Here is a 12467-nt window from a genome sequence, read left to right as displayed (position 1 = left end):
TTATGCACCTGCGCCGGTTGATCCTCTCAGTCTGTCTCCTTGTCGTCCTTCCGGCTTATGCGCTCGGTGCCGAGACTGCCGTCGGCGTCGCCATGGACGATTTCAGTTATACCGATACGTCAGCGGAGCCTGCCAACCAGACCGCCGCCCACGAGCGACGGCTGGCGGCCTTCATGGCTGCGCTCCGGCAAGATATCGGCGGAGACCGGCGCTACCGGCTCGTGCCCTCGGCCCAGGACGGCGCGGCGTTCAAGGTGATCGGCGGCATCCAGAAGACGAGCACACTGGTGCAATGGGCCAAGGTCGCCGTGATCGACGTTGGCGCCAGGAAGGTCGTGATGGACAAGCTCTACACCTTCCGCGGCGACAATGATGGATCATGGGAGCGTGCCGAGATCTTCGTGTCCCGCGAGATCATGGCCGCGCTCGGCGCACCCGCGCCGATCGCGCTGGCGGTGTTCGAATTCGAGCTCGAGGACAACATCGCGGCGCCGGCCGCCGGTCTCGCGGCCGCAGATGCATCCTATCTGGCCGAAGTGACCGGCAGTGTGCGCGATGCCCTTGGCCAATCCGGCCGCTACCGCCTCGTCGATGTCGGCAGCGCGAACGAGGAGGCGGTAAAGGCACGCGCTTTACGCGACTGCGGCGGCTGCGAAGCGGCGATGGCGCAAGGGCTCGGTGCGGATCAGTCTCTGATCGGGGTGGTGCGGCGGGTCAGCCGCACCGAATACACGCTCGGCTTCCAGGTGCGCGATGCCAGGACCGGCGCGGTGCTGGCACGCGGCGACAGCGGCCTGCGCCTGGGCGCGGACTATTCCTGGAAACGGGGCGCCGTGCGGCTGGTCAGCGACCGGCTGATCGAGAACCAATAGCAGCGCTCATCGATCAGAACGTCAATTGCACCTTCATCGACTGCGAGCGGTCGCTGGCGAGCTCGAACGCTGCGACCGCGTTCTCGAACGGCATGGTCGCCGTGATCAGCGGCTTGACGTCGATCAGGCCTTCGCCCATCAGCCGCACCGCCAGCTCGAATTCGGGATCGAAGCGGAAGGTGCCGCGGAGCTGCAATTCCTTGGCGACGATGGAGTTGATCGGCAGCGTCATTTCGCCGCCCAGGCCGAGCTGCACCAACGTGGCCCTGGGCCTGAGCACGTCGAGCGCGGTGCGGAGTGCGGCCTGGTTGCCCGAGGCTTCGAACAGCGTGTCGAACACACCCTTGCCGGTGCGCCACGGATCGAGCGCCGTCGCGCCGGCCGCGACATTGATGGCGTAAGTGGCGCCGAGCTTTTTGGCGACCGCAAGCGGCGCCTCCGCGACATCGGTGACCACGATCTCGGCCGCGCCGCCGAAGCGCGAGACCAAAATCATCAGCGCGCCGATCGGGCCGCAGCCGGTGATCAGCACGCGCTTGCCGAGCAGGGGCCCGGCCTGCTTGCCGGCATGCAGGCACACCGCGAGCGGCTCGGCGACCGCGGCTTCCGCCAGCGATAGCTCGTCGGCGATCGGAACGGCCTGCGCCGCATCGACCGTGATGAATTCGCGAAAGCCGCCCTGCACATGGGGAAAGCGCATCGCGCTGCCGAGGAAGCGCATGTCGAGGCACTGGTTGCGCATGCCTTCCTGGCAATGCAGGCACCGGCCGCACGGCTTGCTCGGATTGACCGCGACCCGAGTGCCCGGCTTCACGTTCGTGACGCCGTCACCGACGGCTGCGACCACGCCGGCGATCTCGTGCCCCAGCGCCATCGGTTGCTGGATGCGCACGACACCGAAGCCGCCGTGATGATAGTAGTGCAGATCGGAGCCGCAGATGCCGCCGTTCGCGATCTTGACGCGGACTTCGCCCGGACCGGGCGCTGCATCGGGGTAGCTATCGATCCGCAGATCTTTCGGTGCGTGAATGACGACGGCGCGCATGGTTAGCTCCCTCAGCGTTTCGCGGCTCACATCGCAGCGATCATGCCGCCATCGACATAGATGATCTGGCCGTTGACATAGGTCGAGGCATCCGAGGCCAGGAAGATCGCAGCGCCCACCAGCTCGTCCGGTCGGCCCCAGCGCTTGGAGGGAACGCGGCCCATCAGCCAGTTGTTGAAGTCGGTGTTGTTGACCAGCGCCTCGTTCATGTCGGTCAGCATGTAGCCGGGGCCGATCGCGTTGGCCTGGATGCCGTGCTGGGCCCATTCCACCGCCATCGAGCGAGTCAGGTTCTTGATGCCGCCCTTGGCAGCGGTGTAGGGCGCAATCGTGGGACGCGCGAGCTCGCTGCCGAGCGAGCCGATATTGATGATTTTGCCGTACTTGCGCGGGATCATGCGCTTGGCCGCCTCGCGGCCGATCACGAAGGCGCTGGTGAGGTTGGTCTCGATCACCTTGCGCCACTCGTCGGTGGTGAACTCCACCAGCGGCTTGCGGTGCTGGATGCCGGCATTGTTGACGAGGATGTCGACCGCGATGCCCCTCTTGTCGAAGTCGTTGAAGGCGGCGACGATCGCAGGCTCGTCGGTGACGTTGAAAGCGGCGCCTTCGGCCTGGTGGCCGGCGGCGCGAAACTCGGCGACGGCCTGCTCGACACGCTTGGGATCGACGCCGTTGACGATGATCCTGGCGCCGGCCTTGGCCATGCCCTCGGCAATGGCGCGGCCGAGACCGCGGGAGGAGCCGGTCACGAGCGCGGTGCGGCCGGAAAGGTCGAAGAGGGCGGTGCTCATCTCAAGAATCGTCAGACGTTGGAACGGCGCACGGTCAGATCGGAGCGGTCGAAGACGGCAGGCAGAAGGTCGACGCCGAGGCCGGGGCCTTCCATTGGATAGACAAAACCATCCTTGATCGTGGGCATGGTGGTCACGAGCTCATTGTACCAGCCCTTGTAGAAGGCGCGCACCGATTCCTGGATCAGCGTATTGGGCTGGCTGAACGACATGTGGATGGCGGCGATGAAGCCGATCGGGCCGATGCAGTCGTGCGGTGCGAAGGGCCGGTGATAGGTCTCGGCCATCGCCGCGATCTTGCGGCCCTCGGTGAGGCCGCCGGTCCAGCACAGATCCGCCATCACCACATGCATAGCGTCGCGGTCGAGCATGTCCTTGTAGGGGAAGCGCGACCCCAGCGTCTCGCTGGCGCAGACCCAGACGTCGGTGCAGCGGGCATATTCGGCCAGCGCCTGCGGCGAGTTCATACGGATCGGGTCTTCGTACCAGGTCGGCTTGTAGGGCTCGAGCGCGCGCGCGATCTGTTTTGCGGTTGGCAGGTTCCACAGCGAGTGAAGCTCGACCATGATCTCCATCTTGTCGCCGACCGCCCTTCGGATCTTCTCGAACGGCTCGATCGCCTGCTTCATCTGCGCGGCGGAGATGTAGAGACCCTTGTTCTCCTGCGCCGCCGGATCGAACGGCCAGATCTTCATGGCGGAGATGCCGCTCTCCAGCAGGTTTTCGGCAAGCGCGTCGGCGCGGTGCATGAAGCCGTCGAGGTCTTCGTAGGGACTCTTGGCAGCGCCAAGATTCCAGTTCGCGACCGGGCTGATATTGGTGGAGCGGACATATTGGGTGCCGGCGCAGGTGTTGTAGATGCGCTGCTTGTCGCGGCAGAGGCCGCCGAGCATCTGGTGGACCGGCTGATTGCAGACCTTGCCGAACAGGTCCCACAGCGCGATGTCGATTGCCGAGGCCGCGCGATATTCGACGCCGGTGGACGACTGCGCCATCGGCAGGTTCAGCATGTCGCGATGGATCGCCTCGATGTGCAGCGGATTGCGGCCGAGCAGGCGGCCGGCAAAGGTGTCGTGGATCTGCGCCTCGACTGCGCCGGCGCCGTAAAAGGTTTCGCCGAGACCGATCATGCCCGTGTCGGTGTGGACGCGCACCCAGATGACGTTGGAGAATTCTTCGGTGCGCAGCGTCTCTATCGACGTGATTTTCACGGCAACTCCTCCCATCGCAGGCGCGCGCAGCGCCGTCTTGTTGTCATTGCGCACCGCAACATGGTGCGGGCAGGCGTCAAGTCTTACGCTCGCTTGTAATATATCACAACATGTTTTAGGGATATCACCAACAAGGCGCCATCCAGCAACGACGGCGCGGGCTGAGGGAGAGACGGCATGGCAACGCGCAAGCGCGCGCTCGAGGTGGTGAGGAACGACGACGGCGAGGGCAAACCCTTCCGACGCAACCGTCTCAACTTCTTCGAGCTCGCCTACCAGAGGATCGAAGAGCTGCTCGTCCATTGCGAGCTCAAGCCGGGCCAGTTCATGACGATGCTGGAATTGCAGCACATCACCGGCTTCGGCCGTACGCCGGTTCATCACGCCGTCAATCGTCTCTCCGCCGATACGTTGATCATCATCCGACCGCGCCACGGTCTGCGCATTGCGCCGATCGATCTGGCACGCGAGCGCATGCTGCTGGCCTTGCGCCGCGACATGGAGCGCTTCGTGATCCGGCTTGCGGCCGATCGCGCCAGCCTCTCGCACCGCAATCAGGCGCTGCATATCGAGCGCCTTTTGCGCGAGCGCCGCGCCACTCTGACCCTCGACGAGTTCAACAGTATTGACCGCCGCATCGACGCGCTGGTGCTGGAGGCGGCAGGCGAGCCGTTTCTGGTGCACACGCTACGGCCGTTACACACGCTGTACCGGCGCATCGGCTACATCCACCACCGGTTCATGCCGGGACAGGCCGAACTGTCAGGCACGATCGATCGTCACCTCGCCATTCTCGCCGCGGTCGCCGGCCGCCGCGTCGAGGACGCGGTGAAGGCGAGCGATGCACTGATCGACTACATGGGCGAGATGTTCACCGGCATGGAGGTCGGGATCGACCCGCGCCTGCTCGATTGCAGCATCGAGCCGCTGCTTGGCACGTAAGAAAGTTTTGAAGAGAGGACCAAAGATGTCGACGATGGCGATGCCACAACCGACCGCGAGCGAAGCCGCGGTCCGCTACCTCATCACGAACTACAGTCCCAAGGGCAACAAGGTCGGCTGGCTGATGATGGCCTCGATCCTGGTCGAAGCCTGGGATCTCTATTCGATCGCCTTCGTGCTGATCTTCATCAAGGAGCAGTTCAATCCCGATCCGCTGATGCTGGGCCTGGCCGCGGCCGGTACGCAAGGCGGCGCCCTGATCGGTGCGCTGCTCGGCGGCTGGCTCTCCGACAAGATCGGCCGCCGCGTCATGTTCCTGGTGACGATGGTACTGTTCATCGTGCTGGCGCTGGCGCAGGCCTTCGTGCCCAATGTGTTCTGGCTCGTCGTGATCCGCTTCTTGCTCGGCGTTCCGCTCGGTTCGGACATCTCGACCGGCTACACCTACATCATGGAATCCATGGCCAAGGGTGAGCGCGAAGTCATGGGCAACCGCTGGCAATTCATGTTCGCGGTCGGTGAGGTCCTGACGATCGGCGTCATCGTGATCTTCCTGCTGCTCGACATCAACCACGAAACGCTATGGCGGGTGACGCTCGGCCTCGGCGCGCTGCCGGCGCTGATCATCCTGATCATGCGGCACGACGTGCCGGAGACGGCGGTCTGGCTGGTGCAGAAGGGACGCTACCGAGAGGCCAAGCAGGTCGCGCGCGAGATGTTCAACGACGACCTCGCCATGCTGCCGGACCATGACGTGGAGGTGCCCAAGGTGTCCACCCGCGACTTCCTCGCCGACCTCAAGAAGGATCCGATCCGCTGGCGCGCCACGATCTACGGCTGGATCGCCTGCTTCGCGCAGGCCAGCGAGTTCTCGACCTTCGCGTTCTACCTGCCGGTGCTCTTCGTGATGGTCGGCGTGTCGAGCGTGCTCGGCATCAATCTGGTGACGATGGCGCTGTTCTCCTTCGCTGCCGTGTCGGGCTGGGTCGGTCCGCTGCTGACCCCGAAAATCGGCCACCGCGGCATCTCGATCGCGGGCTTCTCGATCGTGCTGGTCTCGCTGCTGGTCGCGGCCTTCGCGCTCTACACCGACAACAAGATCCTGCTGCCGTTCGCGGCTGCCGCGATGCTGTGGGGCCATTATTGGGATGCCTCCAACTGTATGACGATCCCGACCATGGTCGCCAAGCCGAAATATCGCGGCACCGCCAGCGGCTTCGCCTACATGTTCGTGAAGCTGCCGTCGTTCCTCGCGATCTTCCTGTTCCCGTCGTTGTTCGCGGCGATTGGGCAGGCGAATGCCACGCTGTTCGTCGCGATCTTCCCGCTGATCGGATTGCTTGCCGCAATCTTCATCCTGCCGGAAGTCTACGGCTACGAGAACGACTGATCTCGCAAGTTACCTGATCGCGGCCGCCAGGGCCGCGATCAGGGCCGGCGGCGTCACGAGCAGTCCGAGCTTGAGGAACGGCCAGGCGCCGACTTCGATCTTCTCCCGCCGCAGCGCCACCAGCCACAGGATGGTGGCGAGCGAACCGGTCACCGACAGATTGGGACCGAGATCGACGCCGATCAGGATGGCGCTCACGACCGGCGCGGGCAAGTGATCGCTGGCGGCGACCGAGCCGGCAACGAGACCGACGGGAAGATTATTGGCGATGTTGTCGGCGACCGCGGTGGCGATGCCGACGCTCCAGGCCGCCTTCGTCACGGATTGTCCGACAGCTTCATGCAGCAGCGCGCTGAGCTGCCCGATCACGCCGGTCTTGATCAGCGCTTCCACCATCACGAACAATCCGCCGACCAGCGGCAGCACGCTCCAGGAGACGCCGCGCAGCACGGGGAGCGGCGATTGCCGGTTGAGCAGCAGCACGATTGCGGCTGTCACCACGCCGCAAACGAAGGTCGGCAGGCCCAATTGCTTGTCCAACGCGGAGGCCGTGACCAGCACGACGCCGATCGCCACGATGCCGATGGCCGTCAGCTTGCCGCCGCGGCCGAGCTTGGGATGCGGCACTCTGCGCGCGATCGTCTCTTCCTTCAGGGCGCGGTGCTGGGTCAGGCGCAGCACGACATAAGTCAGCAGGATCGAGGCCGCCGAGGGCAGGGCGAACAGCCGCAGCCATTCGGTGAGCGCAGGCATGTGGGCGCCGAACACGACGAGATTGGCGGGGTTGGAGATCGGCAGCACGAAGCTCGCGGCATTGGCGATGAAGGCGCAGACGAAGAGATAAGGCAGCGGCTTGGCGCCGGCCGCACGCGTCGCGGCATAGACGGCGGGGGTCAGCACGATCGCGGTGGCGTCGTTCGAGAGCAGGACGGTGACGAGCGTGCCGACAATGTAGATCAGCAGGAACAGCCGCTGCGGCGAGCCGCCGGCATGTTCCACGGCGAGCGCTGCGAGATAGTCGAACAGGCCTTCGAGCCGCGCCAGCTCGGCGATCAGCATCATGCCGATCAGGAAAAGATAGACATCCACGCCTTTCTCGATGCCGGTGAGCGCATCCCGCCAGGGCAGCAGACCGAACAGCACGAGCGCACTGGCGCCGATGATGGCCCAGATCGCCTCCGGCAGGCGAAAGGGCCGGATGATGACGCCTGCGGTCGCGACGACGATGATGCTCCAGGCCCAGATGGCGTTAGACGGCACGTTCGATCCTTGAGATGTGTCGGTTCATTCGGCAGCGATAGCGGAAGCCGATGTCGATGTCTTCCCCCCGCGAGCGCGGACGGCTATCTGCGATTGCCGCGTCTCGGCCCGAGTTTCAGTCCACAATGTTGTTCAAAAGCCCGTTGGGTTGGAGCGGCACGATAGCGCCGTCATTGCGAGGAGCGCAGCGACGAAGCAATCCAGACTGTTTCCGCGGAAAGATTTTGGATTGTTTCGCTGCGCTCGCAACTACGGAGTTTGTGGCAGCTTCGTGCGACCATAACACTCATCGCGCCATCGACGGCTTTGCCGTGATTGCCTTGCGCAAGATGCGCGACAGCGCTTCGACCGAATACGGCTTCTGGATCAGCTCGAAACCGCGATCGGCGTTCTCGGCGAGAACGTTGCTGTAACCAGAGGTGAGCACGACGGGCAGGCCCGGATAGCGTTCGCGGATGATGCCGGCGAGCTCGACGCCGTTCATGCCGGGCATGATGACGTCGGAGAAAACGAGATCGACGGCGAACTCGTTCTCGCCGAGAATGGCGAGCGCCGCATTGGCGTTGGCGGCGCGGCGGACGACATAGCCGAGGTCTTCCAGCAGCTCGGTGGAGAACCGGCCGACCTCGTCGTCGTCTTCCACCACGAGCACGCGATAGCCGCGCCCGGTGGCCGCGGCCTCATAGGTCAGCGCCGCGGCTTCCTGATCTGTCGCGGGGCTGTGCGCCCGCGGCAGATAGATGGTGAAGGTCGCGCCTTCACCATGGGTGCTCGTCACGGCGATGTCGCCCTCGGACTGCTTTGCGAAGCCGAAGGCCTGGCTCAAGCCGAGGCCGGTGCCCTTGCCGACCTCCTTGGTGGTAAAGAACGGCTCGAAGATGGCTTCGATGTTTTCGGGCGCGATGCCGCTGCCAGTGTCGGCAACGGAGATCGCGACATAGTCGCCGCCGCGCGCCGGTTGCGTGCGGAGGTCGGGGATTCCCTGAACTTTCCGGACCGCGATGGTGAGACGGCCTTCGCCGTCCATGGCGTCGCGGGCGTTGATGGCGAGGTTGATCAGCGCGGTCTCGAATTGCGCGATATCGGCGACCGTGAAGCAGTCGCCATCGTGAACCTCCACCGCAATTTCGATGCGGCCACCGACCAGCGGCCGGACCAGCTGCGCGACCCCTTCAACCTGGCTGCCGACGTTGAAGATCTGCGGTTTCAGCGGCTGCCGGCGCGCAAACGCCAGCAGCTGGGCGGTCAGCTTGGAGGCGCGCTCGACGGTGTCCGAGATAGCATCGACATAGCGGCGACGGCGCTCCTCCGGCAGCTCGCGGCGGCGCAGGAAATCGGTGGCCGAGCGGATGATGGTGAGCAGATTGTTGAAGTCGTGCGCGACGCCGCCAGTGAGCTGGCCGATCGCCTCCATCTTCTGCGATTGCCGCAACGCTTCCTCGCCGCGGCGACGCTCGGTGATGTCCACAGCCTCGGGCACCGCGCCGGTGATGTTGCCGTGGCGGTCGAGCACCGGGCGCATGCCGAACTCGAAATCGCGCTCCCCGATGGGAAGGCGCAGGCGCATCTCCATCCGCACGGCTTCGCCCTTGAGCACGGTGTCGAAGGCCTCGCGCACTCGTGCGCCCATGCCCTCCGTCGTGCTGAACCAAGGCGTCTGCCACAACGGCTTTCCGATCACATCCGCAGGGCTCGCCTTGATGGCGTCGAGCACGGTCGTGTTGGCGTAAAGCAGCTCGCCACTGAGATTGACGAGGCCCTGATACTGGTTGCTGGTCTCCAGGATGGCGCGCAGCCGCGCCTCGTTGGATTCGAGTTCGGCGGTGCGCTGGACGATGCGTTCTTCCAGCGTCTCGTTGAGCTGCCGGAGCTCGATCTCGGCCTGCTTGGCCACCGTGATGTCATGGGCAACGCCGATGAAGCCGATATGCCTGCCGGTCGGGTCCCAGCGCGGCTGCGATTCCGAACGCAGCCAGCGCCATTCGCCGGCGGCGCTCTTGTAGCGGGCTTCCAGCACGAACGGTTTGAGTGATGCTTCGCCCTGAACGGATTGCTGTAGCACGTGGGGCAGGTCGTCCGGATGCAGCACCTTGCGCCAGTCGAAGGCAATGGCCTGGTCGTAGGGCAGGCCGACGAAATCGACATAGGCCTGGTTGGCGAAGGACCGTGTGCGGTCGAGTTTGGTGACCCAGATCGGCACCGGGGCGCTGTCGGCGATCAGCCGGAAGCGCTCTTCGCTCTCGCGCAGGGTCTCACGCACCAGCATCTGGTCGGTGACGTCGATATGGGCGCCGACGAGGCGAAGGGCGCGGCCGCCACCGTCCCGCTCGATCTTGGCGACGACGCGGATCCAGCGGGTCTCGCCGTCGCTGGGGCGGATGATGCGGTATTCTGCGGTATAGTCCTCACTGGTGCCGGACAGCGCTTCGATGAAGTGCTTCACCGTAGCGTCCCGGTCGCCGGGATGAATGCGGTTGATCCAGTCCTCGTGCGACTCGTCGGCAGCTTCCGGCGGCAGGCCGTGAAGCATCAGATATTCCGGCGAACGGCGGTTCTTGAAGCCTTCGCGGAAATCGACTTCGAGACCGCCGACCTTGCCGATGCGCTGGATGCGCGCAAGTTCGGCTTCGCGCTCCTGGAGCGCGCGATAGGCGTTGTCGCGCTCGCGCGCAACATCTTCCAGGTGCTGGCGCAGCTTTTCGGCGGCGATGGTCTCGGGCAAAGGATCGTTCAAGGCGTTGGCCGTTGTGATGCGAGAGCGCACGTGGCGGACCGATATTCACACAGACGTAGCGCGATGGCCATTGCTCAGAGGGAATATGGAAAGAAAGGCGTCGCCGGATGCAGTATGGTGGGCATGAGCGAACGCCAAGTCTGGCTATTTGTTCCGAACATTGGAACGATGAGCCCGCCGCGCGCGTATCCGCGAGGCGCAACAACTGTCATTCCCAAAAGCTCCCTTTCCGAAGAGGCTAAATCTTGAAGCTTTTTGTCTGCCAGGCCTGCGGCAACGTCCTCTATTTCGAGAACCGCACCTGTGAACGCTGCGGCCATCGGGTCGCGTTCCTGCCGGAGAAGGAGACGATGTCGGCGATCGAGCCCGACGGAGAGGTCTGGGCCACGCTCGCCGACAAGGGCAGCGGACGCATGCCGTGCCGTAATGCCGAATATGATTCCTGCAACTGGCTGACGGATGCAGGTGATACCACCGGCTATTGCCGCGCCTGCCGGCATAACGGCGTCGTGCCGGATCTGTCGGATCAGGCGCAACTCGCCGGCTGGCGCGAGCTGGAGATGGCGAAGCACCGGCTGTTCTATTCCCTGATCCGCTGGAAGCTGCCGCTCCAGACCCGGCAGGACAATCCCGAACATGGCCTGATCTTCAATTTCCTCGCCGACGATCCGCAGAGCGGGCAGAAGGTCCTGACCGGCCACGACAACGGCCTGATCACGATCGCGCTGACCGAGGCCGACGACATCGAGCGCGAGCGGCGCAGGCTGGAGATGGGCGAGCCCTACCGGACGCTGCTCGGGCATTTCCGCCACGAGGTCGGGCACTATTTCTGGGACGTGCTGGTGCGCGACGGCGGCATGCTGGACGAATGCCGCGCCGTGTTCGGCGACGATTCCGCCGATTACGGTCAGGCCTTGCAGCGTCACTATGCCGAAGGCGCCCCGCCGGACTGGCAGCAGAACTACGTTTCTGCCTACGCGACCACGCATCCCTGGGAAGATTTCGCCGAGACCTGGGCGCACTATCTTCACATCGTCGACACTCTGGAGATGGCTAGCGAGTTCGGCATGGAGGTGCGGCCCAAGGTGGACCGCGACGGGGAGTTGACGGCGCGCATCCGCTTCAACCCGTACGAAGCGAGGGACGTCGAGGCCATCGTCAACGCATGGCTGCCCTTCACCTTCGCCATGAACAGCGTCAACCGCGCCATGGGCATGCGCGATCTCTATCCGTTCATCCTCTCGCCGGTCGACAAGCTCGGCTTCATTCACGGCCTGGTCCGGAACGTGGGCAAGGCCGGGAAGCCGTAGGCCGTCCGGGGCCTGTCAGGCCCGTTTCGGTCTTGCTTCGGTCTTGCGCTGGTACGCCAGAGGGGCCGGATTTTGACCGTTGCCTCCAGCCTATTTTGATGTACCACGGGAGCCACACGGCCCCTCCCATAGGCTCCAACGGCCAGGGAAGGGTCCCGCCCAAGGTCGAGACTCAAGAAAAGCATGTTCAAACGCATTCTGATCGCCAATCGCGGCGAAATCGCCTGCCGGGTCATCAAGACCGCGCGCCGCATGGGAGTTCAGACGGTCGCGGTCTATTCCGAGGCCGACCGCGACGCTCTCCATGTCGAGATGGCCGACGAGGCCGTGCTGATCGGCCCGCCGGCTGCGGCCGAGAGTTATCTGGTGATCGAGAAGATCGTGGAGGCCTGCCGCAAGACCGGCGCCGAGGCCGTGCATCCCGGTTACGGCTTCCTGTCCGAGCGCGAGGCGTTTCCGCGCGCGCTGGAGGCGGCCGGCATTGTCTTCATCGGCCCCAACCCGGGCGCGATCGCGGCGATGGGCGACAAGATCGAATCCAAAAGGGCCGCCGCGAAGGCAAAAGTGTCGACCGTGCCCGGCTATCTCGGCGTCATCGAGGACGCCACGCACGCGGTCAAGATCGCCGACGAGATCGGCTATCCCGTGATGATCAAGGCCTCCGCTGGCGGCGGCGGCAAGGGCATGCGCATCGCGCATTCGACCTCCGAGGTCGCCGAGGGGTTCAACCTCGCCAAGGCGGAGGCCAAGGCCTCGTTCGGCGACGACCGGGTCTTCATCGAGAAGTTCATCGTCGATCCCCGCCATATCGAGATCCAGCTGCTCGGCGACAAGCACGGCAACGTAATCTATCTCGGCGAGCGCGAATGCTCGATCCAGCGCCGCAACCAGAAGGTCATCGAGGAAGCG

Annotated in this window: 10 protein-coding genes; 5 read left to right on the top strand and 5 right to left on the bottom strand. The window is 64.6% G+C overall.

Annotated features, from left to right (window positions below; all coding sequences use genetic code 11):
- Positions 1 to 2: 2 nt before the first annotated feature.
- The gene (locus IVB32_RS00510; RefSeq protein ID WP_247371844.1) at positions 3 to 872 is read left to right on the top strand and encodes a DUF3280 domain-containing protein; all 870 of its coding nucleotides are present in this window, start codon (positions 3 to 5) and stop codon (positions 870 to 872) included.
- A 13-nt stretch (positions 873 to 885) separates the two neighbouring features.
- Here the strand turns inward: IVB32_RS00510 and IVB32_RS00505 are convergent, their stop codons facing one another.
- From IVB32_RS00505 to IVB32_RS00495, 3 genes are read right to left on the bottom strand one after another with little or no spacing between them, the layout of a single operon-like run.
- Entirely contained in the window at positions 886 to 1917 is a 1032-nt protein-coding gene (locus tag IVB32_RS00505) for an L-idonate 5-dehydrogenase (protein ID WP_247371848.1), read from the bottom strand.
- A 26-nt stretch (positions 1918 to 1943) separates the two neighbouring features.
- Entirely contained in the window at positions 1944 to 2711 is a 768-nt protein-coding gene (locus IVB32_RS00500) for an SDR family oxidoreductase (RefSeq protein ID WP_247362492.1), read from the bottom strand.
- An 11-nt stretch (positions 2712 to 2722) separates the two neighbouring features.
- A complete protein-coding gene (locus tag IVB32_RS00495) occupies positions 2723 to 3922 on the bottom strand; it encodes a mandelate racemase/muconate lactonizing enzyme family protein (RefSeq protein WP_204511424.1) in 1200 nt (399 codons plus the stop codon).
- Between the two features lie 177 nt (positions 3923 to 4099).
- Between IVB32_RS00495 and IVB32_RS00490 the strand changes: the two genes are divergently transcribed.
- Both IVB32_RS00490 and IVB32_RS00485 read left to right on the top strand, forming a co-directional pair.
- Positions 4100 to 4864: a GntR family transcriptional regulator gene (locus IVB32_RS00490; RefSeq protein WP_018455240.1), complete on the top strand. Its 765-nt coding sequence runs from the start codon at positions 4100 to 4102 to the stop codon at positions 4862 to 4864.
- Positions 4865 to 4889: 25 nt separating this feature from the next.
- Positions 4890 to 6254 carry an MFS transporter gene (locus IVB32_RS00485; RefSeq protein ID WP_085351341.1) on the top strand — a complete coding sequence of 455 codons (1365 nt, stop codon included), beginning with the start codon at positions 4890 to 4892 and terminating at the stop codon, positions 6252 to 6254.
- Positions 6255 to 6263: 9 nt separating this feature from the next.
- On the opposite strand, the gene IVB32_RS00480 is transcribed toward IVB32_RS00485, so the two are convergent.
- Both IVB32_RS00480 and IVB32_RS00475 read right to left on the bottom strand, forming a co-directional pair.
- Positions 6264 to 7514, bottom strand: coding sequence for an arsenic transporter (locus IVB32_RS00480; RefSeq protein ID WP_018455238.1), 1251 nt, complete (start codon positions 7512 to 7514; stop codon positions 6264 to 6266).
- A gap of 286 nt (positions 7515 to 7800) precedes the next feature.
- A complete protein-coding gene (locus IVB32_RS00475) occupies positions 7801 to 10278 on the bottom strand; it encodes a PAS domain S-box protein (RefSeq protein ID WP_247362499.1) in 2478 nt (825 codons plus the stop codon).
- Positions 10279 to 10493: 215 nt separating this feature from the next.
- Here IVB32_RS00475 and IVB32_RS00470 point away from each other — a divergent pair, with 215 nt between their 5' ends.
- Positions 10494 to 11558, top strand: a complete 1065-nt coding sequence (locus tag IVB32_RS00470; protein ID WP_247409502.1) for a putative zinc-binding peptidase — start codon at positions 10494 to 10496, stop codon at positions 11556 to 11558.
- A gap of 183 nt (positions 11559 to 11741) precedes the next feature.
- On the top strand, positions 11742 to 12467 hold a 726-nt coding region (locus IVB32_RS00465), incomplete at its 3' end, for a biotin carboxylase N-terminal domain-containing protein (RefSeq protein ID WP_247409500.1).

The sequence above is a fragment of the Bradyrhizobium sp. 23 genome (assembly GCF_023073295.1).
Classification (GTDB): Bacteria; Pseudomonadota; Alphaproteobacteria; order Rhizobiales; family Xanthobacteraceae; genus Bradyrhizobium; species Bradyrhizobium canariense_D.
Note: the sequence above shows the minus strand (reverse complement) of the source record. Positions and strands in the feature narration are given on the sequence as shown.